Annotated in this window: 21 protein-coding genes; 14 read left to right on the top strand and 7 right to left on the bottom strand. The window is 72.1% G+C overall.

Annotation, left to right across the window (positions count from 1 at the left end; genetic code table 11):
• Positions 1-17: 17 nt before the first annotated feature.
• Both Sco07f_RS21420 and Sco07f_RS21425 read left to right on the top strand, forming a co-directional pair.
• Positions 18-416: a RidA family protein gene (locus tag Sco07f_RS21420; protein ID WP_108988811.1), complete on the top strand. Its 399-nt coding sequence runs from the start codon at positions 18-20 to the stop codon at positions 414-416.
• The gene (locus Sco07f_RS21425) at positions 413-958 is read left to right on the top strand and encodes a GNAT family N-acetyltransferase (protein WP_108988812.1); all 546 of its coding nucleotides are present in this window, start codon (positions 413-415) and stop codon (positions 956-958) included. The genes Sco07f_RS21420 and Sco07f_RS21425 overlap by 4 nt, the downstream gene beginning before the upstream one ends.
• Before the next feature lie 486 nt (positions 959-1,444).
• Here Sco07f_RS21425 and Sco07f_RS21435 read toward each other — a convergent pair whose 3' ends face one another.
• A complete protein-coding gene (locus tag Sco07f_RS21435) occupies positions 1,445-2,071 on the bottom strand; it encodes an adenylosuccinate lyase (RefSeq protein ID WP_007387977.1) in 627 nt (208 codons plus the stop codon).
• 384 nt (positions 2,072-2,455) lie between these two features.
• On the opposite strand from Sco07f_RS21435, the gene Sco07f_RS21440 reads away from it, so the two are divergent.
• From Sco07f_RS21440 to pssA, 9 genes are all read left to right on the top strand, one after another.
• Positions 2,456-4,261 carry a 3-hydroxyacyl-CoA dehydrogenase family protein gene (locus tag Sco07f_RS21440; RefSeq protein ID WP_108988814.1) on the top strand — a complete coding sequence of 602 codons (1,806 nt, stop codon included), beginning with the start codon at positions 2,456-2,458 and terminating at the stop codon, positions 4,259-4,261.
• A 136-nt stretch (positions 4,262-4,397) separates the two neighbouring features.
• Positions 4,398-5,213 (top strand): TetR family transcriptional regulator, encoded by an 816-nt coding sequence (locus Sco07f_RS21445; protein ID WP_042821942.1) that lies wholly within the window; start codon positions 4,398-4,400, stop codon positions 5,211-5,213.
• A gap of 345 nt (positions 5,214-5,558) precedes the next feature.
• Entirely contained in the window at positions 5,559-6,902 is a 1,344-nt protein-coding gene (gene ccrA, locus Sco07f_RS21450; RefSeq protein WP_054101987.1) for a crotonyl-CoA carboxylase/reductase, read from the top strand.
• 10 nt (positions 6,903-6,912) lie between these two features.
• Positions 6,913-8,940 (top strand): protein meaA, encoded by a 2,028-nt coding sequence (locus tag Sco07f_RS21455; RefSeq protein WP_087788895.1) that lies wholly within the window; start codon positions 6,913-6,915, stop codon positions 8,938-8,940.
• Positions 8,937-9,899 (top strand): HpcH/HpaI aldolase/citrate lyase family protein, encoded by a 963-nt coding sequence (locus tag Sco07f_RS21460; RefSeq protein ID WP_054101988.1) that lies wholly within the window; start codon positions 8,937-8,939, stop codon positions 9,897-9,899. Before Sco07f_RS21455 ends, Sco07f_RS21460 begins: the two co-directional genes overlap by 4 nt.
• Positions 9,900-9,904: 5 nt before the next feature.
• Positions 9,905-10,417, top strand: a complete 513-nt coding sequence (locus tag Sco07f_RS21465) for a MaoC family dehydratase (RefSeq protein WP_011030945.1) — start codon at positions 9,905-9,907, stop codon at positions 10,415-10,417.
• Positions 10,418-10,419: 2 nt separating this feature from the next.
• The gene (locus tag Sco07f_RS21470) at positions 10,420-11,625 is read left to right on the top strand and encodes an acyl-CoA dehydrogenase family protein (protein ID WP_108988815.1); all 1,206 of its coding nucleotides are present in this window, start codon (positions 10,420-10,422) and stop codon (positions 11,623-11,625) included.
• A gap of 170 nt (positions 11,626-11,795) precedes the next feature.
• The gene (locus Sco07f_RS21475; RefSeq protein WP_108988816.1) at positions 11,796-12,452 is read left to right on the top strand and encodes a phosphatidylserine decarboxylase; all 657 of its coding nucleotides are present in this window, start codon (positions 11,796-11,798) and stop codon (positions 12,450-12,452) included.
• Between the two features lie 22 nt (positions 12,453-12,474).
• A complete protein-coding gene (pssA, locus tag Sco07f_RS21480; RefSeq protein ID WP_007387957.1) occupies positions 12,475-13,293 on the top strand; it encodes a CDP-diacylglycerol--serine O-phosphatidyltransferase in 819 nt (272 codons plus the stop codon).
• A 253-nt stretch (positions 13,294-13,546) separates the two neighbouring features.
• On the opposite strand, the gene Sco07f_RS21485 is transcribed toward pssA, so the two are convergent.
• Positions 13,547-14,671, bottom strand: coding sequence for a glycerate kinase (locus Sco07f_RS21485; protein ID WP_174855399.1), 1,125 nt, complete (start codon positions 14,669-14,671; stop codon positions 13,547-13,549).
• 222 nt (positions 14,672-14,893) lie between these two features.
• Between Sco07f_RS21485 and Sco07f_RS21490 the strand changes: the two genes are divergently transcribed.
• Both Sco07f_RS21490 and Sco07f_RS21495 read left to right on the top strand, forming a co-directional pair.
• Positions 14,894-15,388, top strand: coding sequence for an NUDIX domain-containing protein (locus tag Sco07f_RS21490; RefSeq protein ID WP_108988818.1), 495 nt, complete (start codon positions 14,894-14,896; stop codon positions 15,386-15,388).
• A gap of 40 nt (positions 15,389-15,428) precedes the next feature.
• On the top strand, positions 15,429-16,154 hold the full coding sequence (locus Sco07f_RS21495) for an SIR2 family NAD-dependent protein deacylase (RefSeq protein ID WP_108988819.1): 726 nt from the start codon (positions 15,429-15,431) through the stop codon (positions 16,152-16,154).
• Between the two features lie 22 nt (positions 16,155-16,176).
• Here the strand turns inward: Sco07f_RS21495 and Sco07f_RS21500 are convergent, their stop codons facing one another.
• From Sco07f_RS21500 to Sco07f_RS21515, 4 genes are all read right to left on the bottom strand, one after another.
• Positions 16,177-17,028: an LLM class flavin-dependent oxidoreductase gene (locus tag Sco07f_RS21500; protein WP_108988820.1), complete on the bottom strand. Its 852-nt coding sequence runs from the start codon at positions 17,026-17,028 to the stop codon at positions 16,177-16,179.
• A 228-nt stretch (positions 17,029-17,256) separates the two neighbouring features.
• On the bottom strand, positions 17,257-17,748 hold the full coding sequence (locus tag Sco07f_RS21505; protein WP_108988821.1) for a methylated-DNA--[protein]-cysteine S-methyltransferase: 492 nt from the start codon (positions 17,746-17,748) through the stop codon (positions 17,257-17,259).
• A 65-nt stretch (positions 17,749-17,813) separates the two neighbouring features.
• On the bottom strand, positions 17,814-19,298 hold the full coding sequence (locus Sco07f_RS21510; RefSeq protein ID WP_280524567.1) for an AlkA N-terminal domain-containing protein: 1,485 nt from the start codon (positions 19,296-19,298) through the stop codon (positions 17,814-17,816).
• Between the two features lie 79 nt (positions 19,299-19,377).
• Positions 19,378-21,291 (bottom strand): heavy metal translocating P-type ATPase, encoded by a 1,914-nt coding sequence (locus Sco07f_RS21515; RefSeq protein ID WP_174855400.1) that lies wholly within the window; start codon positions 21,289-21,291, stop codon positions 19,378-19,380.
• A gap of 85 nt (positions 21,292-21,376) precedes the next feature.
• Between Sco07f_RS21515 and Sco07f_RS21520 the strand changes: the two genes are divergently transcribed.
• Entirely contained in the window at positions 21,377-21,739 is a 363-nt protein-coding gene (locus Sco07f_RS21520) for an ArsR/SmtB family transcription factor (RefSeq protein ID WP_007387945.1), read from the top strand.
• A gap of 27 nt (positions 21,740-21,766) precedes the next feature.
• On the opposite strand, the gene Sco07f_RS21525 is transcribed toward Sco07f_RS21520, so the two are convergent.
• Entirely contained in the window at positions 21,767-25,684 is a 3,918-nt protein-coding gene (locus Sco07f_RS21525) for a glycoside hydrolase family 2 TIM barrel-domain containing protein (RefSeq protein WP_108988823.1), read from the bottom strand.
• Positions 25,685-25,807 lie beyond the last annotated feature (123 nt).

Below are 25,807 nucleotides of genomic sequence, written 5' to 3' on the forward strand. Positions count from 1 at the left end.
TGGTCCACGATGGACGCATGAGTGAGCTGACCAGGATCACCGCCCCCGAGGGCGTCGCCCCCGCCGCGCAGTACACCCATGTCGTCCTCGGCACCGGGCGGTTCGTGGCCGTCTCGGGGCAGCTCGCCCTGGACGAGGACGGCGAGGTGGTCGGCGAGGGCGACCCCGCGGCCCAGGCCCGCCAGGTGTTCGAGAACCTGCGCCGGTGTCTGGCCTCGGCCGGAGCGACCTTCGACGACGTGGTGAAGCTGACCTTCTTCGTCACGGACTCGGCGCACATGGGCGCGATCCGCGCGGCCCGCGCCGAGCACATACCCGACGACCGGCTGCCGGCCGCCTCGGCGGTGCAGGTGGCGGCGCTGGTGCGGCCGGAGTTCCTCATGGAGATCGAGGCCTTCGCGGTCGTGGCACCGTGAGCCTGCCGCCGGCACGGTTGCCGGTCCGCGTGCGGGAGATGGCCCTCGCGGACTGCGGCCGCGTGTCCCGGATCCGCGTCCGGGGCTGGCAGGCCGCCTACCGGGGGCTGATGCCGCAGCCGTACCTCGACGCCATGGACGTCACCGCCGACGCCGAGCGGCGCCGCGCCCTGTTCGCGCGGACTTCGGACGGCGTGGTGCACCTGGTCGCCGAGGACGAGAGCGGCGAGGTCGTCGGCTGGGCCTGCGTCGGCCCCTACCGGGACGGCGAGGCGCGCACCGCGGACGCCGAGTTGTACGCGCTCTACGTCGACACCGGTCGGTCCGGCGCGGGCGTCGGACAGGCCCTGCTTGGGGAGTCGGTACGCCGGTGCGAGACCGCCGGGCAGGCGCGCATGCTCCTGTGGGTGCTCAAGGGCAACACCCGCGCCCGGCGCTTCTACGAGCGGGCGGGGTTCGCCCCCGACGGTGCCGAGGAGCCCTTCGTGGTGGAGGGGGTTCCGGTGCCCGAGGTGCGGTACGCGCGCCCGCTGAGCGGCTGAACGGCTGACGCCCGGTCACCGGCACGACGCCGCCCGGCCGTTCCCCGGCGTCCCGGCATCCTGGCGTCCCGGCATCCCGGCATCCCGGCATCCCGGCATCCCGGCATCCCGGCACCGGCGGGGCGTTCCCCGGCGTCCTCCCCGGCACCGGTCGGCGAACCCCCGGCTTCCGCCCCGGCGCCGGTCGGACGGCTCCCCGGCACTCACCCGGGTACCGGACGGGGGCTTCCGCGGCGCTGTGCCGGGCCACCGGCCGGCCGGTGGCGTGCGACCGCTGCCCGCCCGAGCACTGGTCGCACGCCCCTCACCGCCGCGCGGCACCGGTCAGACGCTCCTCGGTGCCGCGCCGACCGGCAGACCGGCAGACCGGCGCCTCTCGACCACTGCCTCCCCCGGCACCGGTCGCGCGCCGCCCCGGCCCCATCCGTCCGCGCCCCGGCCCGCCCCGGCGCACCTCACCGCTGCCCCGGCCCGCCCCGGCGCACCTCACCGCTGCCCCGGGATGCGTGCCAGCGCCCGCACCGCCGCCTCGGCCAGCGCCGGGTGGGCGAGGGCGTCGTTCAGGACGGGGGCGGCGCGGTCGTCGCCGAGGGTGCCGAGGCCCTCGACGCAGGCCAGCGCGACGCGCCGGTACGGGTCGTGCGGGCGCAGCCTCCGCCGCAGCGTGGTGATCAGCGCGGGCACCGCTTCGGGGGCCCGCAGCTCGACCAGCAGCCGCACCGGATGCAGGGCGTAGGCGACCCGCAGTTCGTTGGTGGCGAGCGCGGCCGCGGCGCGGGCCGTGCGCGGGTCGCCGAGGCGGGCCAGGGCATGGGCGGCCGAGGCGCAGCGCGGCGGATCGCGGTGGTTGAGCAGCAGCACCAGTGACTCGAAGGCCCGCCGGTCCCCCGCGACCCCCAGCCGGAAGGCGGCCAGTTCCCGCGCCCACAGCGGGTGTCCCGGTTCGGTGAGCACCGCGGCCAGCTCGTCGTGGTCCCCGGTCGCCACGAGACGGTCGTACGCCGCCGGGGCGCCCGGAGTGCCCGTCGCCGACCCCGACGCCGACCCCGTCGGCCCCGGCGCCGCCGACTCGGCCCGTAAGCGCTCGGTGAGCACCCGCAACTCTTCGTCCATGACACCGAGGTTAGGCGCGTCACCCCACCCGTGGGACGTACATCACGAACACCGGGGGCTGGCGCGCTCGTTACCCGCGGGTTAACCTCAGACGAGCGGGTCATCCACTCGCAGCAACTCCTCACGGTGGTCTGGTGACGCAACCACCGGGAGAGCAGTCGGTCCGGTACCTCGGGTACCGCATCAGGACTCGGCCTCGGGACAGGGCCGGTCACAGGCCGCCGGGCGGGCGTGTGCACGCCCTCCGCGACGGCACCGGGCGTGTGCGCCGTTCGAGCCCGGCAACACCCGCACTCCTTTCCTTCCTTTCTCACGCCCCCGGTGTGCCACGACGGCCCACCCGGGCGTGCTCCCGTCGTCACCCCTCATTCCTGGAGTCCCGCGATGGCCACTCCCCTGTCCGACACCCCCCTGTCCCCGCTCCGGACCGTCGCCGTCGTCGGCCTCGGCACCATGGGCACCGGCATCGCCGAGGTCCTGGCCGGGGCCGGCCGCGACGTCGTCGGCATCGACGTCAGCGAGGCGCAGGCCGTCAAGGCGGTCGCCGCGCTGGAGTCCTCCACCGCCCGTGCCGTCGAGCGCGGCCGCCTGACCGAACAGGAGCGCGGCGCCGCCCTGGCCCGCGTCCGTACCTCCACCGACCTGCGGGCGGCCGCCGACGCCGACCTGGTGATCGAGGTGGTCCCGGAGTCGTACGAGATCAAGCAGCGGGTCTTCCGGGAGCTGGACGGGATCGTGCGCCCGGAGGCGATCCTGGCGACCGGCACCAACGCTCTGTCCGTCACGCGCCTGGCCGCGGACTCGGCCCGCCCGGAGCGGGTGCTCGGACTGCACTTCTTCAACCCGGCGCCGGCGATGAGACTGGTCGAGGTCGTCTCCTCGGTGCTGACGGCGCCCGCCGCCGTCACGGCCGTCACCGACCTCGCCCTCGACCTGGGCAAGGAGCCGGTCGCGGTCGGGGACCGGCCCGGTTTCGTCGCGGACGGGCTGCTGTTCGGCTACCTCAACCAGGCCGCCGCGATGTACGAGGCGAACTACGCCTCCCGCGAGGACATCGACGCCGCGATGCGGCTCGGCTGCGGTCTGCCGATGGGGCCGCTGGCGCTGCTCGACCTGGTGGGCGTGGACACCGCGCGCACGGTCCTGGAGGCCATGTACGCCGCGTCCCGGGACCGTCTGCACGCCCCGGCGCCGATCCTCAGGCAGCTCAGCGAGGCGGGCCTGACGGGGCGCAAGGCGGGGCGCGGCTTCTACACCTACGAGGCGCCCGGCAGCGCGGTCGTCGTGCCGGACGCGCTGACCCCGGGCACGGGCGGAGCCCCGGTCGCCGGGCGGACGGTCCGCGCGGTCGGTGTGGCCGGTTCGGGAACCATGGCGTCCGGCATCGCGGAGGTGTTCGCCAAGGCCGGGTACGAGGTGGTGCTGGCCGCCCGCAGCGCGGAGAAGGCGCAGACGGCCAAGGCCCGGATCGGGAAGTCCCTGTCCCGGTCGGTCGACAAGGGACGCATGACCGCGGAGGCCGCCGCGCAGACGCTGGAGCTGATCACCCCGACGGGCAGCTACGACGACTTCGCCGACGTCGACCTGGCCGTGGAGGCCGTCGCCGAGGACCTGGAGGTCAAGCGGCAGCTGTTTGGCACGCTGGACAAGGTCTGCAAGCCCGGCGCGGTGCTGGCCACGACCACGTCCTCGCTGCCGGTGGTCGCCTGCGCCCGTGCCACCTCGCGCCCGCAGGACGTGATCGGCATGCACTTCTTCAACCCGGCGCCGGCGATGAAGCTGGTCGAGGTGGTCCGCACGGTGCTGACCGCCGACGACGTGCACGCCACCGTCCACGAGGTCTGCGCCAAGGTGCGCAAGCACGCCGTGGACTGCGGCGACCGGGCCGGGTTCGTCGTGAACGCGCTGCTGTTCCCGTACCTCAACAACGCGGTCAAGATGGTGCAGGAGCACTACGCGACCCTCGACGACATCGACGCCGCGATGAAGCTCGGCGGCGGCTACCCGATGGGCCCCTTCGAACTGCTCGACGTGGTCGGACTCGACGTGTCGCTGGCCATCGAGAAGGTCCTGCACCGGGAGTTCCGCGACCCGGGACTCGCCCCCGCACCGCTGCTCGAGCACCTGGTGGCCGCGGGCTGCCTCGGCCGCAAGACGGGCCGCGGCTTCCGCGAGCATGCCCGCCGCTGAACGGCCGGGCGACTGGTTCAGGTCCGAGGAGGACTGGGGAGGACTGCTCGATCCGGCCGGCTGTCCCCCGCCCCGCGAGGGCGGGGGAATCCCCGGTCACGCGCATGATTGCGCCCACATGCAGTACGTTCGGGTCATGTCCCAGCCCGCCAAGTCCTCACGTACCTCAGCCACGTCCGACGCTCCGGAGAGCACGGCCGGCAGCCGGGCCGCCGCCCAGCGGCTCAAAATGCGCCGGGAACTGGCGGCGGCGGCGATGGAGCTGTTCGCGACCAAGGGGTACGAGGCGACCACCGTCGACGAGATCGCGGCCCGCGCCGGGGTCGCCCGCCGCACCTTCTTCCGCCACTTCCGCTCCAAGGAAGAGGCGATCTTCCCGGACCACGACGACACCCTGGTGCGCGCCGAGGCGGTCCTCAACGCGGCGCCCGCGCACGAGCACCCGCTCGACACGGTGTGCCGCGGCATCAAGGAAGTCATGAAGATGTACGCGGCCCGGCCGGAGATCTCGGTCGCCCGCTACAAGCTGACGCGCGAGGTGCCCACCCTGCGCGAGGCGGAGATCGCGTCGGTGGCCCGTTACGAGCGCCTGTTCACCCGCTACCTGCTCGGCCACTTCGACGAGCACGCGCACGACGACGACGCCAACGACGACCCGCTGCTCGCGGAGGTCGCCGCGTCCGCCGTGGTCACCGCGCACAACCACGTGCTGCGGCGCTGGCTGCGGGCCGACGGGCAGGGCGACGTGGAGGCCGAGCTGGACCACGCCTTCGCGATCGTGCGGAAGACCTTCGGCACCGGCATCGGGGCGGGGCGCGGCACCGCCTCCACCGCACAGCCGGCGGCCTCCTCGGCCTCCGTGCGGGGCGAGGTGCTCGTGACGGTGGCGCGCACCGACGCGCCGCTGCACGAGGTCATGCGCACCATCGAGCAGGCGCTCAAGGAGCGCTGACCGCTCTTTCCACCGCCTTTCCACGCTGTTCCGCTCTGTGACGACGGCCACCCACCGGGTGGCCGTTTTTGCATGTCGGTGCCCCTTTTTCACCCCTGGCGGGAGATGATTCGATCGATCATCGCTCATCTGATCCGTAAAGATTTCATCTGAGAAGAGTTTCTGGCACTCAGTGCCTTGCGAGGTGACACGCGGTGTCATACGTTGAAGGTGTTCGGGCTGTCCCCGCACCTCATCCCCTGCGCGCCCGAACGCCTGCGTCACAGGCACACACCCTCACCTCAGCAGCACCGACGTACCCCTCAGCGCCCCTCCCTCAGGGCGCTCACCGCCGGAGGCAACACCGTGACCGTGAAGGACATCCTGGACGCGATCCAGTCGCCCGACTCCACGAAGGCCGACATCGCCGCTCTGCCGCTCCCCGAGTCGTACCGCGCGATCACCGTCCACAAGGACGAGACGGAGATGTTCGCGGGCCTCGAGACCCGGGACAAGGACCCCCGCAAGTCGATCCACCTGGACGAGGTGCCGCTGCCCGAGCTGGGCCCGGGCGAGGCCCTGGTGGCCGTCATGGCCTCCTCGGTCAACTACAACTCGGTGTGGACCTCGATCTTCGAGCCGCTGTCCACCTTCGGGTTCCTGGAGCGCTACGGCCGGGTCAGCGAGCTCACCAAGCGCCACGACCTGCCGTACCACATCATCGGCTCCGACCTGGCCGGCGTCGTCCTGCGCACCGGCCCCGGCGTCAACGCCTGGCAGGCGGGCGACGAGGTCGTCGCGCACTGCCTCTCCGTCGAGCTGGAGTCCTCCGACGGCCATAACGACACGATGCTCGACCCCGAGCAGCGCATCTGGGGCTTCGAGACCAACTTCGGCGGTCTCGCCGAGGTCGCGCTGGTCAAGTCCAACCAGCTGATGCCGAAGCCGGACCACCTCAGCTGGGAGGAGGCCGCGGCTCCCGGCCTGGTCAACTCCACCGCGTACCGCCAGCTCGTCTCCCGCAACGGCGCCGGTATGAAGCAGGGCGACAACGTGCTCATCTGGGGCGCCAGCGGCGGACTCGGCTCCTACGCCACCCAGTTCGCCCTCGCCGGCGGCGCCAACCCGATCTGCGTCGTCTCCAGCGAGCAGAAGGCGGACATCTGCCGTTCGATGGGCGCCGACGCGATCATCGACCGCAACGCCGAGGGCTACAAGTTCTGGAAGGACGAGCACACCCAGGACCCCAAGGAGTGGAAGCGCTTCGGCAAGCGCATCCGCGAACTCACCGGCGGCGAGGACATCGACATCGTCTTCGAGCACCCCGGCCGCGAGACCTTCGGCGCCTCCGTCTTCGTCACCCGCAAGGGCGGCACCATCACCACCTGCGCCTCGACCTCGGGCTACATGCACGAGTACGACAACCGCTACCTGTGGATGTCCCTGAAGCGCATCATCGGCTCCCACTTCGCCAACTACCGCGAGGCCTGGGAGGCCAACCGCCTCATCGCCAAGGGCAAGATCCACCCCACGCTCTCCAAGGTGTACTCCCTCGAGGACACCGGCCAGGCCGCCTACGACGTCCACCGCAACCTGCACCAGGGCAAGGTCGGCGTGCTGTGCCTGGCGCCCGAGGAGGGCCTGGGCGTGCGCGACCACGAGAAGCGCGCGCAGCACCTCGACGCCATCAACCGCTTCCGGAACATCTGAGGAGCGCCACGTGACTGAGCGTCAGAAGGACCGGCCGTGGCTCATGCGCACCTACGCCGGTCACTCCACGGCCGAGGCGTCCAACGAGCTGTACCGGCGCAACCTCGCCAAGGGGCAGACGGGTCTGTCGGTCGCGTTCGACCTGCCGACCCAGACCGGGTACGACTCCGACCACGTCCTCGCCCGCGGCGAGGTCGGCCGGGTCGGCGTGCCGGTCGCGCACCTCGGTGACATGCGCCGGCTGTTCCAGGACATCCCGCTGGAGCAGATGAACACCTCGATGACCATCAACGCCACGGCCATGTGGTTGCTGGCGCTCTACCAGGTCGTCGCGGAGGAGCAGGGCGCGGACATCACCAAGCTCCAGGGCACGACCCAGAACGACATCGTCAAGGAGTACCTGTCCCGGGGGACGCACGTCTTCCCGCCGGGCCCGTCCCTGCGCCTGACGACGGACATGATCGCGTACACGGTCTCCCACCTGCCCAAGTGGAACCCGATCAACATCTGCAGCTACCACCTCCAGGAGGCGGGCGCCACGCCGGTGCAGGAGATCGCGTACGCGATGTCCACCGCGATCGCCGTCCTCGACGCGGTGCGCGACAGCGGTCAGGTGCCGCAGGAGCGCATGGGCGACGTGGTCGGCCGCATCTCCTTCTTCGTGAACGCGGGCGTGCGTTTCGTCGAGGAGATGTGCAAGATGCGCGCCTTCGGCCGCATCTGGGACCGCGTCACCCGCGAGCGCTACGGCATCGAGAACCCGAAGCACCGCCGCTTCCGCTACGGCGTCCAGGTCAACTCCCTGGGCCTGACCGAGGCGCAGCCGGAGAACAACGTCCAGCGGATCGTGCTCGAGATGCTGGCGGTCACCCTCTCCAAGGACGCACGCGCGCGTGCCGTGCAGTTGCCGGCCTGGAACGAGGCGCTGGGCCTGCCGCGCCCCTGGGACCAGCAGTGGTCGCTGCGCATCCAGCAGGTGCTGGCCCACGAGAGCGACCTGCTGGAGTACGAGGACCTCTTCGAGGGCTCGAAGGTGGTCGGGGCGAAGGTCGACGAGCTGGTCGAGGCGGCGTTCGCGGAGATCGACCGCATCCAGGAGATGGGCGGCGCGATGGCCGCCGTGGAGTCCGGCTACCTCAAGTCACAGCTGGTCGCCTCGCACGCCGAGCGCCGGGCCCGGATCGAGTCCGGCGAGGAGAAGATCATCGGTGTCAACGCCTTCGAGGGCACCGAGCCCAACCCGCTGACCGCCGACCTGGACACCGCGATCCAGACGGTCGACCCGGCGGTGGAGGCCCGCGTCATCGCCTCGCTGCAGAACTGGCGCGACACCCGCTACCAGCCGCCCTTCAACCACCCGCGCCCCTGCAAGGCGCTGGAGAAGCTCAAGGAGGCCGCGCGCGGCACCGGGAACCTCATGGAGGCCACCCTGGAGTGCGCCCGGGCCGGCGCCACCACCGGCGAGTGGGCGGGGGCGCTGCGCGAGGTGTTCGGCGAGTTCCGCGCGCCGACCGGCGTGTCCTCGGCGCCGGTCGCGGTCACCGCCGAGGAGGGCTCGGCCCTGTCCGAGGTGCGCCGCAAGGTGGAGCTGACGGCCAAGGAGATGGAGGTCGGCAAGCTCCGCTTCCTGGTCGGCAAGCCCGGCCTGGACGGCCACTCCAACGGCGCCGAGCAGATCGCCGTGCGGGCCCGCGACGCCGGGTTCGAGGTGGTCTACCAGGGCATCAGGCTCACCCCCGAGCAGATCGTGGACGCCGCCCTCGCGGAGGACGTGCACGCGGTGGGCCTGTCCATCCTGTCCGGCTCGCACGCCCAGCTCGTGCCGGACGTACTCGAACGGCTCCGTGTGGCCGGTGCCACAGACATCCCGGTGATCGCCGGTGGCATCATCCCGAACGGTGACGCCGAGGAACTGCGGGCCGCGGGAGTGGCCGCGGTCTTCACCCCGAAGGACTTCGACATCACCGGCATCATCGGCCGGATCGTCGACGAGATCCGGTACGCGAACAAGCTCGACCCCCTGGAGGTCCCCGCATGACCACGGTCAACCGTCTTCGCCCCCGGCGCTCCTGCCTGGCGGTCCCGGGAAGCAACCCCCGCTTCCTGGAGAAGGCCCAGGGCCTCCCCGCCGACCAGGTCTTCCTCGACCTGGAGGACGCCTGCGCGCCGCTCGCCAAGCCGGAGGCCCGGCACACCATCGTCAAGTTCCTCAACGAGGGCGACTGGACCGGCAAGACCCGCGTCGTGCGCGTCAACGACTGGACGACCGAGTGGACGTACCGGGACGTCGTGACGGTGGTGGAGGGCGCCGGCCCGAACCTGGACTGCATCATGCTGCCGAAGGTCCAGGACGCCCAGCAGGTCGTCGCCCTGGACCTCCTGCTCACCCAGATCGAGAAGACGATGGGCTTCGAGGTCGGGCGCATCGGCATCGAGGCGCAGATCGAGAACGCGCAGGGTCTCAACAACGTCAACGAGATCGCCCAGGCGAGCCCGCGCGTGGAGACCATCATCTTCGGCCCGGCCGACTTCATGGCGTCCATCAACATGAAGTCCCTGGTCGTGGGCGAGCAGCCGCCCGGCTACCCGGCGGACGCCTACCACTTCATCCTGATGAAGATCCTCATGGCCGCCCGCGCCAACAACCTCCAGGCGATCGACGGCCCCTACCTCCAGATCCGCAACGTGGACGGCTACCGCGAGGTCGCCCAGCGCGCCGCCGCCCTCGGTTTCGACGGCAAGTGGGTGCTGCACCCGGGCCAGGTCGAGGCGTCCAACGAGATCTTCTCGCCCTCCCAGGAGGACTACGACCACGCCGAGCTGATCCTGGACGCGTACGACTACTACACGTCCGAGGCGGGCGGCAAGAAGGGCTCGGCGATGCTCGGCGACGAGATGATCGACGAGGCCAGCCGCAAGATGGCGCTGGTCGTCTCCGGCAAGGGGCGTGCGGCCGGCATGCGGCGCACCAGCAAGTTCGAGATCCCGGAGGGCTGAGCGCCATGCAGTTCGGACGCACCTACGAGGAGTTCGAGGTCGGGGCGACGTACAAGCACTGGCCGGGGAAGACGGTCACGGAGTACGACGACCACCTGTTCTGTCTGCTCACCATGAACCACCACCCGCTCCACATGGACGCCAACTACGCCGAGAAGACGACGGACTTCGGCAAGAACGTGGTGGTCGGCAACTACATCTACTCACTCCTGCTCGGCATGTCCGTCCCGGACGTCTCCGGCAAGGCGATCGCCAACCTGGAGATCGAGTCGCTCAAGCACGTGGCGCCGACCTTCCACGGCGACACGGTCTACGGCCAGACGACCGTGCTCGACAAGTGGCCCTCCAAGTCGAAGAACGACCGCGGCATCGTGCACGTCGAGACCAAGGGCTACAAGCAGGACGGCACCCTGGTCTGCGTCTTCCGCCGCAAGGTGATGGTGCCGACCGAGACGTACACCAAGGAGCGCGGCGGCGAACAGCCCGGCCGGCCCGAGCTGAAGGAACAGGGGAAGTAGAGATGAGCCGCCTCGCCCAGACCCACGGCCTCACGGACGTCCAGCGGGAGATCCTCTCGACCGTCCGCGACTTCGTGGACAAGGAGATCATCCCGGTCGCCACCGAGCTGGAGCACCGGGACGAGTACCCGCAGGACATCGTCGACGGGCTCAAGGAACTCGGCCTGTTCGGGCTGATGATCCCCGAGGAGTACGGGGGCCTGGGCGAGTCGCTCCTGACGTACGCCCTGTGCGTGGAGGAGATCGCCCGGGGCTGGATGTCGGTGTCCGGCATCATCAACACGCACTTCATCGTGGCGTACATGCTCAAGCAGCACGGCACGCAGGAGCAGAAGGACCACTTCCTGCCCCGCATGGCCGCGGGCGACATCCGGGGCGCCTTCTCGATGTCGGAGCCGGCGCTGGGCTCCGACGTCTCGGCGATCTCCTCGAAGGCGGTGCGGGACGGCGAGGAGTACGTCCTGAACGGCCAGAAGATGTGGCTGACGAACGGCGGTACGTCCTCGCTGGTGGCCGTCCTGGTGAGGAGTGACGAGGGTCACCCGGACGGCACGGCCCCGCACAAGTCGATGACGACCTTCCTCGTGGAGAAGGAGCCCGGTTTCGGCGAGGTCCGCCCGGGCCTGACCATCCCCGGGAAGATCGACAAGATGGGCTACAAGGGCGTCGACACCACCGAGCTCATCATGGACGGCCTGCGCATTCCGGCCAATCGGGTCCTCGGCGGCGTCACCGGCCGAGGTTTTTACCAAATGATGGACGGCGTCGAGGTGGGCCGCGTGAACGTGGCGGCCCGTGGCTGCGGCGTCGCTCAGCGTGCCTTCGAACTCGGTGTCCGGTACGCCCAGCAGCGTCACACTTTCGGCAAGCGGATCGCCCAGCACCAGGCCATCCAGTTCAAGCTCGCGGAGATGGCTACCAAGGTGGAGGCGGCGCATGCGATGATGGTGAACGCTGCACGCAAAAAGGACTCGGGCGAACGAAACGACCTGGAAGCGGGGATGGCCAAGTACCTCGCCTCCGAGTACTGCAAGGAGGTCGTGGAGGACGCCTTCCGGATCCACGGCGGGTACGGCTTCTCCAAGGAGTACGAGATCGAGCGCCTCTACCGCGAGGCGCCGATGCTGCTCATCGGTGAAGGCACCGCCGAGATCCAGAAAATGATCATCGGCCGCCGACTGCTCGAAGAGTATCGATTCCAGGGTTAGATGTCCGGATACGGGGTGTTTTCTTGGAGAAGAAGGTCACACCCCGTAGGCAGTGTTCGGCCGCCGACTCGGCTTCCTTGCTTACCCAGTTGCGGCGCGGAGCCGCTACGATCGCCGGAAAGCCGCCGTCCCCCGTCATAGCGCGGCATCATCCGCTACGAAGGTCATCCATGCCCCACAGCCAAACCTCTGCACCTCGCGACAGCCTCGCCGGCGTACGCCTCGCGCGCGGAGCCTCGCCGTGGCTTCTGCCGACCGTCGCCACCGCAGCTGTCAGCCTCCTGCGGGCCCGCCGTTCCGGCGCCGCCAAGGCCGTCGCCGCCCCCGCCACCGCGCTCGCGGCGGGGATGCTGTGGTTCTTCCGCGACCCCGAGCGCGAGATCACCCGGGGCCGGGTCATCTCGCCCGCCGACGGTGTGGTGCAGAGCATCATGCCGTGGAAGGACGGCCGTACCCGCGTCGCGATCTTCATGAGCCCGCTCAACGTCCACGTCAACCGCGCCCCGCTGTCCGGCACGGTCACGTCGGTCGAGCACGTACCGGGCGGCTTCGTTCCCGCTTTCAACAAGGAGAGCGAGAACAACGAGCGCGTCGTGTGGCACTTCGACACCGAGCTCGGCGACATCGAGATGATCCAGATCGCCGGCGCGGTGGCCCGCCGCATCGTCCCGTACGTGCCGCAGGGCACCAAGGTCGAGCAGGGCGAGCGGGTCGGTCTGATCCGCTTCGGCTCCCGCGTCGACCTGTACCTGCCGGAGGGCGTAGAGGTGGATGTCGAGGTGGGCCAGAAGACGGTGGCTGGGGTGACTCGAATTGACCGTGATTGATCCACAGACCCAGGCCGGATGGGTGCCGGAGGCCGACGAGGTGGACGACGAGGAGGAGATGCCGCTCTCGCTCCGCCTGTCGATAGCGGACACGCTCACGCTCGGTAACGCGACGTGCGGCTTCATGGCGGTGTACTTCACCACCACCGGCATCCTGATCCCGCACCTCATGGGCAGCGACGAGTCGGGCATGGCCCGGCACAGCGCGGCCACCGCGGTGATCCTGATGCTGTGCGCGGCGATCTTCGACCTGTTCGACGGTCTGGTCGCCCGCAAGCTGCGGTCCTCGCCCATGGGCGCGGAGCTGGACAACCTCTCCGACCTCATCAGCTTCGGCCTCGCACCGGCGTACTTCGTCCTCGTCTACGGCATGGTCGCGGACGACGCCTACCAGCGGGTGGCGGCGGTGGGGGCGATCGTGGTGCTGCTGGCGGTGGTGCTGCGGCTCGCGCGGTTCTCCTGCGTCACCGTCAAGGACGGCACCTTCCAGGGCATGCCGTCGCCGTTCGGGGCGCTGACGGTGGTGTCGATCGTGCTGCTCGAGCTGCCCTTCGTGGCGACGCTGCTGGCGATCCTGGGCACGGCCTGGCTGATGGTGAGCCGGGTCGAGTACCCGAAGCCGCGGGGGCGGCTCGCGGTGGCGATGCTGGCGTGGATCGTCCTGTCGATGGGGCTGCTGGCCGGCTGGGCGTTCGACGCGCCGAGCGGACAGCTGCTGTTGCAGACGGGGTGCGCGCTGCAGTTGGTGATGGGGGCGGTGATTCCCCTGTTCGCCACCGCTCGCAGGGTGAACAACTTCCGTGACAATCGGCGGGAGGCGCGGGCGGCGCAGTTGCCGTAGCGCTCCGCCGAGTGGGCCCCGGACCCGGGTTGGGTTCGGGGCCCTTCTGTTTGTGCGCGCCCGGCGTCCCTGGGGGCTTCGCCCCCAGACCCCCGGGCCTATGCCCACCCACCGCCCGACTAGGTGGGGAGAGAGGTGACGTTTCCAGCCCGTCCGGCGTTTGAGGACGAGGCCCGTCCAGGGCCGACAGCAGGGGTCTGGGGGCAGAGCCCCCAGGGTCGGGAATGGGAAGGGGCGGCGGGGGCGGGACTCCCTACGCGACGAAGTCCCGCGCGATGGCCTCCGCCACCCGCTCCAGGATCGGCCCCGCCTCCGCGATGCACTTCGCGACGTCCGGCTCCACATCCGTCAGCGGATACGCCCGCCGGATCCCCGCCCGCCCCAGCGTCTCCGCCGGCAGCGCGAGGCGCCCGCACACCGCGACGACCTCCTTGCCCGCGGCCCGGGCCGCCGCCGCGACACCCGCCGGCGCCTTCCCGTGCAGGGTCTGCTCGTCCAGCGAGCCCTCCCCGGTGATCACCAGGTCCGCCCGCTCCAGCGCCGGCGCGAAGCCCAGCACGTCCAGCATCACGGCGATGCCGGGCCGGAACCGTGCGCCCAGCAGCATCGCGCCGAAGCCGATGCCGCCCGCCGCCCCCGCCCCGGGGGACGCGGCGTACTCGGCGACTCGCGCGCCCACGCCCTCCGCCCCCTCCAGCACCTTCGCGAAGTGGGCGAGCGCGGCGTCGAGGGCGGTCACGTCGTTCGGCGAGGCGCCCTTCTGCGGGCCGTAGACAGCCGGGGCGCCCTTCGGCCCCGTCAGCGGATTGTCGACGTCACTGGCGAGTACCAGTTCCACGCCCGACAGCCGCGGGTCGAGACCGGACAGGTCGGCCGAGGCCAGCCCCGCGAGGCCGCCCCCGCCCGGCCCGACGGGCTCCCCGTCCGCGTCCAGGAACCGTGCGCCCAGTGCGGCCAGCATCCCGGCGCCGCCGTCGGTGGTGGCGCTGCCGCCGACCCCGAACACGATCGTCCGCGCCCCCGCGTCCAGCGCGGCCCGCAGCAGCTCGCCCGAGCCGTACGTGGACGACGTCAGCGGCGCGAGGACGCCTTCCGGGAGCCGCTGGAGGCCGCTGGCCTCGGCCATCTCCACCACCGCGGTGCCGTCGCGCAGCGCGTACGCCGCCGTCACCTCGTCGCCGAGGGGCCCGGCGACCCGCACTTCCCGGCGTTCGAACCCGGCCGCGACCGCGGCGGCCACCGTGCCGTCGCCGCCGTCGGCGACGGGCAGCGCCTCGACCAGGACGTCCGGCACGACACGGCGCAGTCCGGCCGCGACGCGCTCGGCGACCTCGACGGCCGTCAGCGACCCCTTGAACTTGTCCGCGGCGACGAGCACCCGGCGGGCCCCGTCCACAGCAGCGTCAGCCACCTTGATCTCCCCTTGCTCTCCGAGCCTTGCGCACGTCAAGGCAGTCGCGCCGCTGCGACCCTAACCGGAGGACACCCGCGCCGTCATGCCCTGCCCACACCGTGGAACCGGCCGTGCACCCGTCCCGGGACTCCCCGAGGCCGCGTCACGACTGCCCGGGACCGGGCGCCGGCTCGTTACGCTTCCGGGATGACCACTCCTGACTACGCCACCTACATCGCCGGTCTGCCCCGCGTGCTGGCCGGCTCCGCCGCGGTCTTCAGGGACGCCGGGGGGCGGGTGCTGCTCGTCGAGCCCAACTACCGCGAGGGGTGGGCGCTGCCCGGCGGGACGATCGAGTCCGGGGACGGGGAGACCCCGCGGCAGGGCGCGTGGCGGGAGACCCTCGAGGAGATCGGGCTCGACGTGCGGATCGGACGCCTGCTCGCGGTGGACTGGGTGCGCGGTGCGGGCAGGCCGCCCATCGTGGCGTACCTGTACGACGGCGGGGTCCTGTCCGAGGACGACCTCAAGGCGATCCGGTTGCAGGAGGATGAGCTGCTGTCCTGGCGGCTGGTGCCGCGCGAGGACCTGGGCGGCCTGCTGCCGCCCGCGCTGCACGGCCGGGTGCTGGCGGCCCTGGACGTGCTCGGGGACGGCTCCGGCACGGCCGAGCTGGTCGACGGCGTCCGGGTGGACCGATAACCGTTCGCCGGGCCCGCACCGGCGCCCTACCCTCGACCGCATGACCGGCAAGCCCCTCGTCGCCATCCTCAGCGGTGCCGGCGTCTCGACCGACTCCGGCATCCCCGACTACCGCGGTCCGAACGGGCTGTGGCGGCGCGACCCGGACGCCGAGAAGCTCGTCACCTACGAGTACTACATGGGTGATCCGGAGATCAGGCGGCGTTCCTGGCGGATGCGGCGCGAGACCGCGGCGCTGCACGCCGAGCCGAACGCCGCGCACCGTGCGGTGGCCGAGCTGGAGCTGCGCGGGGTGCCGGTCCGGGTGATCACCCAGAACGTGGACGGCCTGCACCAGCTCGCCGGGGTCTCCGCCCGCAAGGTCCTCGAGCTGCACGGCACCGCGCTCGCCTGCGTGTGCACCGGCTGCCGGGTCCGGGGGCCGATGGCGGACGCCCTCGCCCGGCTCGACGCCGGTGAGGACGACCCGCCGTGCCTGGAGTGCGGCTCCGTCCTGAAGCCGGCGACCGTGATGTTCGGCGAGAGCCTCGACCCGGTGGTGCTGGGCGAGGCGGTCGCCATCAGCAAGGCGTGCCAGGTGTTCGTCGCCGTCGGCACCAGCCTCCAGGTGCAGCCCGCCGCCGGGCTGGCCGGCGTGGCCGTCGACCACGGGGCCCGGCTGGTCGTCGTCAACGCGGAGCCGACGCCGTACGACGGCCTGGCCGACGAGGTCGTCCGGGAGCCGATCGGCACCGCGCTGCCCGAGCTGCTGCGCGGGCTGGGCTGAGCCGCCCGGCCGGGAGGGACGGTCAGAACACCGCGTCCGCCAGGCGGTCGACCTGGTCGGGGTCCGAGGCCCAGCAGTACAGCACGACCTCGTCGGCGCCGATGTCCCGGAAGGCGTCGACGGCGGCGCGGATCTCGGGGGCGGTGGTGAGCAGGCCCTCGGTCATGTACTCGGCACGCCCGGTGAAGGCGTAGTAGTCGCGGAGCGCCCGACGGGCCCGTTCGACGGTGTCGTCCGGGCCGAGGGCGATGCTCGCCTGGGCGACCAGGCGCGGCCGGCCGGGGCGGTCATGCCCGCGCCAGACCTCCTCGACCCGGCGGAACAGGCCGGCCATGTGCGCGGCGGGCAGCGCGGCGCCGAGGAAACCGTCGCCGAAGCGGCCGACCCGTTCCAGGGCGGCCGGGGCGAAGCCGCCGAACAGCACCTCCGGCCCGCCGGACGTCGCGGGGCGGGGGCCGATGGGCCCGACGTCCCGGGCATAGGGCTCGCCCTGCCAGGTCCGGCGCAGGAGGGGCATCTGCTCGTCGAGGCGTCGGCCCCGGCGGTGGAGGTCGATGCCGGCGGCGAGACAGTCGTCGGCCCGCCCGCCGACTCCGATGCCGAGTGTGAAGCGCCCGCCGGACAGCCGGTCGAGGGTCGCCGTCTGCTTGGCGAGCAGCGCGGTGTTGTGGACGGGCGCGATCAGCACCTCGGTCTGGAGGCGGATGCGGGAGGTGGCGCCCGCGAGGGCCGCGAGGGTGATCAGGGGCTCGGGGTTGTCGTAGACGAGCCGGTCGAGCAGACCGAGGGTGCTGAAGGCGAGCGCGTCGGCGCGCCGTGCCCAGCTCAGCAGCAGGGCGGGGTCGTCGACGGGAAGGCCGAGGCCGATACGCATGGGGCGTGTGGGATGCATGGGTGCAGTCCTCCGGAGGGCGTGCCGAAACGGTGGCGCCGCCCCTCCGTGGCTCCGGGCTGCTGTGCGCGGGCCTGCTCCCCATCTGCGGCATCGTTCGGGAGAGCCTGGTCTTCGAAGTCCGGCGATCGTAGCGGGCCCCGCGGCGCGCGGACAACGCGTTTTCGCCCGGAGCCCACGTGGTCCCGCCTGTCCGGACCTCCCGCCCGGCTAGAACAGGGCCTCCGGTCCGGCCCCGCGTTCGAAGTCCAGCAGCCGCCGCTTGCGCTCCAGGCCGCCGCCGTAACCGGTGAGGCCGCCGCTGGCGCCGACGACGCGGTGGCAGGGGACGATGATGCCGACCGGGTTGCGGCCGTTGGCGAGGCCCACGGCGCGGGAGGCGGCCGGGTTGCCGAGGGCGGCGGCGAGTTCGCCGTAGGTGCGGGTCTCGCCGTAGGGGATCTTCCGGAGCTGTGCCCAGACCGTGCGCTGGAACGGGGTGCCGTTGAGTCGCAGGCCGAGGGTGAAGTCCTTCAGTTCACCGGCGAAGTAGGCCTCCAGTTGCTCCTCGGTCTCGGCGAAGGGGCGTTCGTCGCGGGCGCCGAAGGTCTCCTCCGACGGACGGTGGCGCTGGTCGGTCATGTAGAGGCCGCACAGGGCGCCGTCCTCGGCGACGAGGGTGAGTGCGCCGTAGGGACTGTCGATCACGGTGTGCTGTTTCACGGGTTTCGCTCCGGCTCCTCGAACGGCGAACGGGCTCGTACGGGCTCCTACTGGCTCGTACTGGCTCATACGGGCAGGAAGTTGATCGGGTGGTCGTCGGTCGCCCACAGGTACTGGACGGCGTACGCCCGCCAGGGCCGCCAGGCCGCCGCGCGGGCGGTGAGCGCGGCCGGGGTGGAGGGCAGGCCCAGTTCCGCGGCGGCGCGGCGGATGCCGAGGTCGGTGGGGAGGAAGGCGTCGGGGTCGCCGAGGGCGCGCATGGCGATGACGTCGGCGGTCCAGGGGCCGAAGCCGGGCAGGTCGAGGAGGCGGGCGCGGGTCTCGGCCCAGTCGCTCTCGACGCCCGGGTTGACCAAGCCGTCGGCCAGGTGGGCGACCAGGGTGGTGAAGGTGGCTCGGCGGGTGCGGGGCATCGCCAGGGTCTGCGGGTCCACCGCCGCCAGCGCCTCGGTGGACGGGAAGAGGTGGGTGAGGCCGCCCTCGGGGTCGTCCACCGGGTCGCCGTGCGCGGTGACCAGGCGGGCGGCGTGGGTGCGGGCGGCGGCGGTCGAGACCTGCTGGCCGAGCACGGCCCGTACGGCGAACTCGGCCTCGTCCACCGTGCGGGGCACCCGTCGGCCGGGGGCCTTGTCGACGAGCGGCGCGAGCAGCGGGTCGGCGCGCAGTTGGTCGTCGATCGCCACCGGGTCGGCGTCCAGGTCGAGCAGGCGCCGGCAGCGGCTGATGGCGACGGTCAGGTCGCGCGGGTCGGTGAGGGTGAGGCGGCAGGCGATGTGGTCGGGCTTGGGGGTGAGGGCGACGATGCCGTGACCGTACGGGAGGCGCAGGGTGCGGCGGTACGCGCCGTCCCGCCACTCCTCCACGCCGGGTACTGCGGTGGCGGCGAGGTGACCGAAGAGGTTGTCGGGGTTGAGCGGGGTGCGGAAGGGGAGGCGGAGGGAGAGGGTGCCGGGGGCCGCGGCGGCCGGGCGGCTCCTGGGTGCGCGGGTGCGCAGTTCGCTCGGGGCGAGGGCGTAGACCTCGCGGACCGTGTCGTTGAAGGCGCGGATGGAGGAGAAGCCGGCCGCGAAGGCGATGTCCGCCATGGGCAGCGGGGTGGTCTCGATCAGCAGCCGGGCGGTCTGCGCGCGCTGCGCGCGGGCGAGAGCGAGGGGGCCGGCGCCCAGTTCGGCAAGGAGCTGGCGCTCTATCTGCCGGGTGCTGTAGCCGAGGCGGGCGGCGAGGCCGGGGACTCCCTCGCGGTCCACGACGCCGTCGGCGATCAGGCGCATGGCGCGGGCCGTGAGGTCGGCGCGCCGGTTCCACTCGGGTGAGCCGGGGCTGGTGTCCGGGCGGCAGCGTTTGCACGCCCGGAACCCGGCCTGCTGGCAGGCCGCCGCGCTCGGGTAGAAGGTCATGTTCCCGGGCTTGGGCGGCACCACCGGGCAGCTGGGCCGGCAGTAGATGCCGGTGGTCAGGACCGCGGTGAAGAACCAGCCGTCGAAGCGCGCGTCCTTCGACCGCACGGCGCGTACACAGCGTTCGGTGTCGGTGTGCATTCCCGTCTGCATGCGTCCAGGATGGCCCCCGGGACGGGTGAGGGCTGGCGGGAATCCGACATGCACGTGCCGCTTGCTGGGCTCTCGCGGATCACTCCGGGCGCCACGCCGACTCGCGCAGCAGCCGCAGGCCGTTCAGGCCGACCAGCACGGTCGAGCCCTCGTGGCCCGCGACACCGATCGGCAGCGGCAGGTGTCCGACGAGGTCCCACAGGACGAGGACGGTGATGAAGACGCCGGCGACGACCAGGTTCTGGACGACCAGCCGGCGGGCGCGCCGGGAGAGCCGCACGACGGCGGGCACGGTCGTCAGCTCGTCGCGCACGACGACCGCGTCGGCGGTCTCCAGGGCCAGGTCGGAGCCGGCCCGGCCCATGGCGACACCGGCGTGTGCGGCGGCCAGCGCGGGGGCGTCGTTGACGCCGTCGCCGACGAAGAGCACCTTGCGGCCGGCCCGCTCCCGTTCCCGTACGGCCTCGACCTTGTCCTCGGGCAGCAGTCCGGCGTGGACGTCGGTGATGCCGGTCGCGTTGGCCACGCGGGCGGCGGCGGCCGCGTGGTCGCCGGTGAGCAGGGTGGGGGCGGTGCCGGTGAGGGCGGTGAGCGCGGCGGTGGCCGGGGCGGCGTCGGCGCGGAGGCGGTCGGTGAGGGCGAGGGTGCCCAGGAGGGTGCCGTCGCGGGTGACACGGACGGTGGTCTCGGCGCCGTCGGGGGCCTCCGCGCGGCCGACGTGCACCGTGTGTCCGTCGACCACGGCCGTCACCCCGCGGCCGGGAGCCGCCGTGAAGTCGTCCGCGGGCGCGATGCGCAGTCCCCGGGCGCGGGCGGCGGCCACGATCGCGCGGGCCAGCGGGTGTTCGCTGGGGTGCTCGGCCGCGGCGGCGAGGGCGAGGAGGGCGTCCTCGTCGAGGCCGGAGTCGGCGAGGGGACGTACCGCGGTCACCTCGGGGGTGCCCTCGGTGAGGGTGCCGGTCTTGTCGAGGGCGGCGGTGTCGATCTCGCCGAGGCGTTCCATGGCGACCGCGGACTTGACCAGGACGCCGTGCCGGCCGGCGTTGGCGATGGCCGAGAGCAGCGGCGGCATGGTCGCCAGGACGACCGCGCACGGCGAGGCGACGATCATGAAGGTCATGGCGCGCAGCAGGGCGTCCGTGAGGCCGGCGCCGAAGGCGAGTGGGATGCCGAAGACCGCGAGGGTGGCGACGACCACGCCGACCGAGTAGCGCTGCTCGATCTTCTCGATGAACAGCTGGGTCGGCGCCTTGGTGCGGGACGCCTCCTCGACCAGGGTGACGATCCGGGCGATGACCGAGTCGGCCGGGTCGCGCCCGACGCGGACGCGCAGCGCGCCGGTGCCGTTGAGGGTGCCGGCGAAGACGTCGGCGCCGGGGCGCTTGAGGACGGGCAGGGACTCGCCGGTGATGGTGGCCTGGTCGACCTCCCCGGTGCCCTCGGTGACCGTGCCGTCGGCGCCGATCCGCTCGCCGGGCCGGACCAGGACGAGGTCGCCGACGGCGAGGTCGGCGGTCGGGACGGTCTCCTCGCCGCCGTCCCGCAGGCGGGTCGCGGTGGTGGGAGCGAGGTCGAGCAGGCCGCGCACGGAGTCGGCGGTGCGGGCGGTGGCCAGGGCCTCCAGGGCGCCGGAGGTGGCGAAGATGACGATGAGCAGGGCGCCGTCGAGGACCTGCCCGATGGCGGCGGCTCCGAGCGCCGCGACGATCATCAGCAGGTCGACGTCCAGGGTCTTCTCGCGCAGCGCCCGCAGTCCCTCGAGCGCGGGCTCCCAGCCGCCGGCGGCGTAGGCGACCACGTACAGCGGGCCGTACGTCCAGGCGGGCGCGGAGCCGAGGTCGAGCGGCAGGGCCACGAGGAAGGCGACGAGGGACACGAGCGCCCAGCGGGCCTCGGGCAGGGCGAGGACGCGGGTGCGGCGGCGGGGCGGCGCCGGGGCGGTGGGCGCGGCCTGTGGAGCGGGGGCGACGGTGGTGGACACGCGGCACACCATACAGGAACACATGAAGACTCATTCATTCGTTCATCCGTTCATGTGCCTCCGGAGGGGTCCGCCAGGGGGTGCGTAAGATGACCGCATGGGTCACGGAGCCGCCAACACCGCGCAGGACGCCGCCGAGCGGGTGCGCCTGGACGCGGACAACGTCGCGAAGGTGGCCACGACCCTCCAGGCCCTGTCCACCCCGTCCCGGCTGCTGATCCTGGCCCGGCTGCGCGAAGGCCCGCTGCCCGCCACCGAGTTGGCGGCGGAGGTCGGCATGGAGCAGTCGGCCTGCTCGCACCAGCTGCGGCTGCTGCGCAATCTGGGCCTGGTGGTCGGCGAGCGCAAGGGCCGTTCCGTGGTGTACGCCCTGCACGACGACCACGTCGCCGGGCTGCTCGACCAGGCCGTCTACCACGTGGAGCACCTGCGGCTGGGGATCAGCGACGCCGCCGGCTGACGGCGCCGCTCCCCTGTCCTCCGTCCTCTACTGCTCCGTCGCCGTCCGCCGCCGTGAGGCCCGCGTCGCGTCACGGACGTCGGTGAGGGGCCGCAGCCGGTAGGTGTACGCGTAGTCCCGGTCGGCGAAGAGCTTGAACTCGTCGTGGGTGTGCGCGCCCCAGCTGTTGTCGCCGCCGACGCCCATCTGACGGTGGTTCAGGCGCAGGACGACCTCGTCCCTCGGGGTGAGCTGGTAGTCGTGCCGCACGCCGGCCGACAGGTCCTCCGGCGTGAAGTACGAGGCGTTGGCCTCCAGCAGGGGTTCGCCGGAGGCGAGCAGGCCCACGCCGTGGCGGTCGGTGAGCGCGATCCAGCGGACGTCGGTCTTGTTGCCGTTCTCCTGGGGGCGGATGTACGGGGTCCACTGCTCGGCGACGGTGCCGGAGTACAGGCCGACGTCCGTGCCGTCGTTGCGGTCCCAGTGGTTCTCCTCGGGACCGCGGCCGTACCAGTGCACCCGGTCCAGGCGGCGCGGCAGGAAGAGCATCGTGCCGACCTCGGGAAGGTAGGGCAGGTTCGCGGCGCCCGGGTGCAGGGTGTTGTCGACCTTGATCTCGCCGTTGCCGAACACCGTGTAGGTGGTGCCGAAGGCGGACTCGACCGAGGTGGGCAGCGTGCCGGTGACCCTGATCTCGACGGCCCGGTCGCCGAGGGCCCGCACGGCGACGCCGGTGACCTTCCGGCGGGCGCCGGCGTCGCGCCAGGTCTGGTTGCGGGTGTGCTGGCCGTTGCCCTTGTCGTTGTCGGTGGGTGCGCGCCAGAAGTTGGGCACCGGCCCGGAGGTGATCAGGCGGGTGCCCTTCGCCTCGTAGGAGGTGATGGTGCCGGTGCGCTTGTCGACGGTGACCGAGAAGCCCTTGCCGGTGACCCTCACCTCGCCGTCGCGGTCCTCGTGGCGCAGCGCCGGGACGCTCTCCAGACGTGCCGGGGCCGGGGCGGGGGCGCCGCTCTCCAGGGGGAGCTGCTGCCGGGCCACCTCGAATCCGGCCTTCGCCCAAGGGGTGGACTCCTTGGTGGTGAAGGAGAGTTCCAGGAAGTACTCGGCCCCCGGGTCCGGGTCGTGCGGCAGGCGTACGGGGACCGTGATGTCCTTCTCCGAGCCCGGTGCCACGTCCAGCTGGTCCCGGGTCAGCCTGCCGCGCCGTACGGTCCTGCCGTCGGCGACGAGTTCCCAGTGGCCGTCGAAGTCGCGGAGGCGGGTGAAGAGGTACTCGTTGGTGAGGGTGACCGCGCCGGGGCCGCCGCCGGGGGTGCGGGCGGCGTTGATGGCCTGGTAGACGCGTTTGACCTCGGCGGCCTTGCCGGTGTGGCGGCGGTCGGCGGTGACGATGCCGTCCGCGACGAAGGCGCCGTCGTTGGGGTTGTCGCCCCAGTCGCCGCCGTAGGCGAGGAACGTCTTGTCCCCGGGCCGTTTCTTCTCGCTCTTCACGGTGGCGGCGTCGAACCAGAACCGCACGCCGTCGTCGTCGGGGCCGCGGCCGTCGGAGGCCAGTTCGGCGGCGCCGAGGGCTCGGGCGTAGACGCGGGCCCGGCGGATGGTGCCGCTGAACTCGCGCACCTGGTTGTCGGCGTCGGAGGCGAGCGCGAGGGGCGCGGTGTTGCTGCTGGGCCGCCGGTCGGTGGTGCGGGTGGCCCGTACCGTGCCGTCGACGTGGAGGGTCAGGGTCCCGGCGTCGGCGTCGAAGACGCCCGCGAGGTGGTGTTCGCGGCCGGTCCAGTCGTCCGGCACGGTCCAGTTCGCGGTGATCCACTGGCCTGCGGAGTGGATGAAGAACTCCAGGGTCCGGCCGTTCTGCTTCAGCGCGTACTGGGTGTCGCCCTTGGCGATGATCGGCTGGTGGTAGCCCGTCACGTCCGGCGTGACCCAGGCCTCCAGGGTGAGTGAACCCGTGAGGTCCAGGCTGTCGTCGCGTTCGAAGACGGTGATGCCGGACAGGCCCTTGGCGCGGTCGAGGGTGCCGCGGGTGGCGAGGATCTCGCCGCGCAGCCCGGCGGGCCCGGCCTCGGTGAGCAGGGTGCGGGCGGGGACGGGCGTGTAGAGGGACTGGTCGACGAAGTCCCAGATCCAGCCGCCCTGGAGCACGTCGTGGGCGCGCACGACGTCCCAGTACTTCTTGAAGTTGCCGGTCGAGTTGCCCATCGAGTGGGCGTACTCGATCATGACGTACGGCCGGGTGTCGGCGGTGTCCTTCGCGCGCTGCTCGACGCGCTGCGGGCTGTCGTACATCTCCGAGCGGATGTCGCTGATGCCGGGGCGGTCGTCGCCCTCGTACTGGATGACGCGGGTGTCGTCGTAGGAGCGGATCCAGTCGTGCATGGCGGTGAAGGTGGAGCCGCCGCCCGCCTCGTTGCCCAGCGACCAGATGACGACCGAGGCGTGGTTCTTGTCGCGGTGCACCATGTTCTGCGCGCGGGCCACGCAGGCGGCGGTCCAGTCCGGGTGGTCGCCGGGGTACTCGTCGCGGATGCCGTGGGTCTCCAGGTTGGTCTCGTCGACGAGGTAGAGGCCGTACTCGTCGGCCAGCTCCAGCCAGTACGGGTTGTCGGGGTAGTGCGAGGTGCGGACGCTGTTCATGTTCATCCGCTTGATGATTCCGATGTCCTCGACCATGTCCTCGCGGGTGAGCGCGGTGCCGCGGGAGGGGTGCATCTCGTGGCGGTTGGTGCCGCGGAAGGACACCGGCTCGCCGTTGATCCGCATCAGTCCGTCCTTGAGCGCGAACTCGCGGAAGCCCACCCGGTGCGACAGGGTCTCGGTCACCTTGCCCGCCGGGTCCCGCAGGCGCAGGACGGCCGTGTAGAGGTTCGGGTGCTCGGCCGACCAGAGCCTGGGCTTCGGCACGGCCTTCGCGGCCCGTACCGTGACGTCCTCGCCCGCGCGGGCCTCGCCGACCTCGACGGGCTGCTGCAACGGCCGGGACCAGACGGCGTGACCGCGCGCGTCGTAGAGCTGGGTCTCGACGGTGTAGCGGCCGGTGCCGCCCTCACCGTACGCCCGCACGCTCGCGGTGACGGCGAGTTCGGCGTCGGTGTAGGTGTCGTCGAGCGGGGTGTCCAGCTTGAAGTCGCGCAGGTGCACGGCCGGGGTGGAGTAGAGGTGGACCGAGCGGAAGATGCCGCTCAGCCGGATCATGTCCTGGTCCTCCATCCAGTCGCCGTCGGAGTAGCGGTAGACCTCGACGGCGATCTGGTTGGTGCCCGGCTTGAGGTGGTCGGTGACGTCGTACTCGGACGGCGTGTAGGAGTCCTCGTCGTAGCCGACCAGTTCGCCGTTGATCCACACGTAGTGCGCGGACTTGACGCCCTCGAAGTGGAGGAAGGTGCGCCGGCCCTTCCAGTCGCGGGGAACGGTGAACGTGCGCCGGTACTGGCCGACCGGGTTGTAGCGGGTCGGCGCGGCGGGCGGCTGCGGCTCCTCACCGCGGCCGTTGGGGCCCCAGTACGGGTAGGTGATGTTCAGGTAGATGGGGAAGTCGTGGCCGTGCAGCTGCCACACGGACGGGACCGGGATGGTCTCCCAGTCGCCGTCGTCCACGTCGGTGCGGTGGAAGTCGGCGTCCCGGTCCTCGGGACGGTCGGCGTAGGCGAACTTCCAGGTGCCGTCCAGGCTCAGCCGGTAGGGCGAGCGGGCGCGGTCACCGGCGAGGGCCTGCTTCACGTCCTCGTACGGCGTGAGCGTGGCGTGCGGCGGCTGGGTGCCGAGCCGGAAGACGCCGAAGTCGTTCCACTCCGGGGGTTCGTCGGCCGCCCCTCTGCGTCCGGCCGCCCGCGCGGTGACGGGCGACGCGGAGAGGGCGAGCGCGCCGAGGGCGGCGGCCCCGCCCTCCAGGAGGCGGCGGCGGCTGACGACCGGGCGGGGCGAGCGGGCCGGGGACTGGGTGGGGGACGCGGGCGAGTGCGGCATGACCGTGGCCTTCCGTGGGCTTCGGGGGCGGCTCAACGCACGGTGCTTGAACGGCGGTTGAAGGTGGGGCGGATCTCAACTGCCGGTGACGCGGTGACTACTGGATCAGGGTCACCCTAGGAC

The sequence above is a fragment of the Streptomyces coelicoflavus genome (assembly GCF_003112555.1).
GTDB classification, from domain to species: domain Bacteria; phylum Actinomycetota; class Actinomycetes; order Streptomycetales; family Streptomycetaceae; genus Streptomyces; species Streptomyces coelicoflavus.

Coding starts and splice junctions, on each gene's coding strand:
- Sco07f_RS21515 (WP_174855400.1), bottom strand. CDS start 21,291: ATGGTGTGCCGCGTGTCCACCACCGTCGCCCCCGCTCCACAGGCCGCG.
- Sco07f_RS21525 (WP_108988823.1), bottom strand. CDS start 25,684: ATGCCGCACTCGCCCGCGTCCCCCACCCAGTCCCCGGCCCGCTCGCCC.
- Sco07f_RS21510 (WP_280524567.1), bottom strand. CDS start 19,298: ATGCAGACGGGAATGCACACCGACACCGAACGCTGTGTACGCGCCGTG.
- Sco07f_RS21475 (WP_108988816.1), top strand. CDS start 11,796: ATGCCCCACAGCCAAACCTCTGCACCTCGCGACAGCCTCGCCGGCGTA.
- Sco07f_RS21500 (WP_108988820.1), bottom strand. CDS start 17,028: ATGCGTATCGGCCTCGGCCTTCCCGTCGACGACCCCGCCCTGCTGCTG.
- Sco07f_RS21420 (WP_108988811.1), top strand. CDS start 18: ATGAGTGAGCTGACCAGGATCACCGCCCCCGAGGGCGTCGCCCCCGCC.
- Sco07f_RS21490 (WP_108988818.1), top strand. CDS start 14,894: ATGACCACTCCTGACTACGCCACCTACATCGCCGGTCTGCCCCGCGTG.
- Sco07f_RS21470 (WP_108988815.1), top strand. CDS start 10,420: ATGAGCCGCCTCGCCCAGACCCACGGCCTCACGGACGTCCAGCGGGAG.
- Sco07f_RS21495 (WP_108988819.1), top strand. CDS start 15,429: ATGACCGGCAAGCCCCTCGTCGCCATCCTCAGCGGTGCCGGCGTCTCG.
- Sco07f_RS21520 (WP_007387945.1), top strand. CDS start 21,377: ATGGGTCACGGAGCCGCCAACACCGCGCAGGACGCCGCCGAGCGGGTG.
- Sco07f_RS21435 (WP_007387977.1), bottom strand. CDS start 2,071: ATGGACGAAGAGTTGCGGGTGCTCACCGAGCGCTTACGGGCCGAGTCG.
- Sco07f_RS21465 (WP_011030945.1), top strand. CDS start 9,905: ATGCAGTTCGGACGCACCTACGAGGAGTTCGAGGTCGGGGCGACGTAC.
- Sco07f_RS21460 (WP_054101988.1), top strand. CDS start 8,937: ATGACCACGGTCAACCGTCTTCGCCCCCGGCGCTCCTGCCTGGCGGTC.
- Sco07f_RS21440 (WP_108988814.1), top strand. CDS start 2,456: ATGGCCACTCCCCTGTCCGACACCCCCCTGTCCCCGCTCCGGACCGTC.
- Sco07f_RS21445 (WP_042821942.1), top strand. CDS start 4,398: ATGTCCCAGCCCGCCAAGTCCTCACGTACCTCAGCCACGTCCGACGCT.